Here is a 1,265-nt window from a genome sequence, read left to right as displayed (position 1 = left end):
CGGACCGGCTGGGCGTGCGCGAACGCGCGCACGCCCCCGGCTGGATGCCGGGGGCGTGCGTGGTGTGGCGTGCGCAGGGGCGAACCCGTGCGCGTGGCGTGCTCCGGGCTGAGGCGCCCGGAGGCGCCGGGACCGGAGGTGCCGGGTGACCGGAGGGTCAGACGCCGACGCCGAAGTCCTGCGCGATGCCCGTCAGGCCGGAGGCGTAGCCCTGGCCGACTGCGCGGAACTTCCACTCGTCGCCGTTGCGGTACAGCTCGCCGAAGACCATCGCCGTCTCGGTGGCCGCGTCCTCGCTGAGGTCGTAGCGCGCGATCTCGGTGCCGCCGGCCTGGTTGATGATGCGGATGAAGGCGTTCCGCACCTGGCCGAAGTTCTGGCTGCGGGCCTCGGCGTCGTAGATCGAGACCGGGAAGACGATCTTGTCGATCTCGGCGGGCAGCGTCGCCAGGTTCACCTTGATCTGCTCGTCGTCGCCCTCGCCCTCACCGGTGACGTTGTCACCCGTGTGCTCGATGGCCTGCTCGGGCGAGACCTTGTTGTTGAAGAAGATGAAGTGCTGGTCGGAGTGAACCCGGCCACCGGCGTTGACCGCGATGGCGCTGGCGTCCAGGTCGAAGTCCGTGCCGGTGGTGGTGCGGACGTCCCAGCCCAGGCCGACCGTTACCGCGGTGAGGCCCGGCGCTTCCTTGGTGAGCGAAACGTTGCCGCCCTTGGACAGGCTCACAGCCATGGGAGATGTCCCTTTCCTCGTGGGTCCGTTCGTCGGATCGTTGCTCCGACGACGGTACAGTCACCTTCCCCAACGCTGCGGGCGGAGCGCTGGTTCCAGCCTTCCGTGTTCATCCGGCGCGCGATCACAGTCGGGGGCGCGAAAATCCGTGCGAACGCGTACCGAAAAGAACGTGCGCCGAGGCGTGCGCGCCGGGACGATGGAGACATGTCCGGTCCCTACTTCATCCGCGGCGCGGTCGCGCTTCCCGAAGCCGAGTTGAGCTGGCGGTTCTCCCGTTCCTCCGGGCCCGGCGGCCAGCACGTCAACACCACCGACAGCCAGGTGGAGCTGCGCTTCGACCTGGCCGCCACCGACGCCCTGCCGCCGGTGTGGAAGGAACGCGCGCTGGAGCGGCTCGCCTCCCGGCTGGTGGACGGCGTGCTCACGGTCCGGGCCAGCGACCACCGCTCGCAGTGGCGCAACCGCGAGACGGCCGTGCTGCTGCTCGTCGCCCTGCTGGCCGAGGCGACGGCGCCGCCACCACCCCCGC

At 70.4% G+C, this 1,265-nt stretch carries 2 protein-coding genes; one reads left to right on the top strand and one right to left on the bottom strand.

Annotated elements, in window-relative coordinates; all coding sequences use genetic code 11:
• Positions 1 to 157: 157 nt before the first annotated feature.
• Positions 158 to 733: a TerD family protein gene (locus ACYVE9_RS27350; RefSeq protein ID WP_461030575.1), complete on the bottom strand. Its 576-nt coding sequence runs from the start codon at positions 731 to 733 to the stop codon at positions 158 to 160.
• 207 nt (positions 734 to 940) lie between these two features.
• On the opposite strand from ACYVE9_RS27350, the gene arfB reads away from it, so the two are divergent.
• Positions 941 to 1,265, top strand: a 325-nt coding sequence (gene arfB / locus ACYVE9_RS27345) for an alternative ribosome rescue aminoacyl-tRNA hydrolase ArfB (protein ID WP_461030574.1), incomplete at its 3' end; no start/stop codon positions are given.

The sequence above is a fragment of the Streptomyces sparsus genome (assembly GCF_054776295.1).
This window is presented reverse-complemented; position numbering and strand designations above follow the sequence as displayed.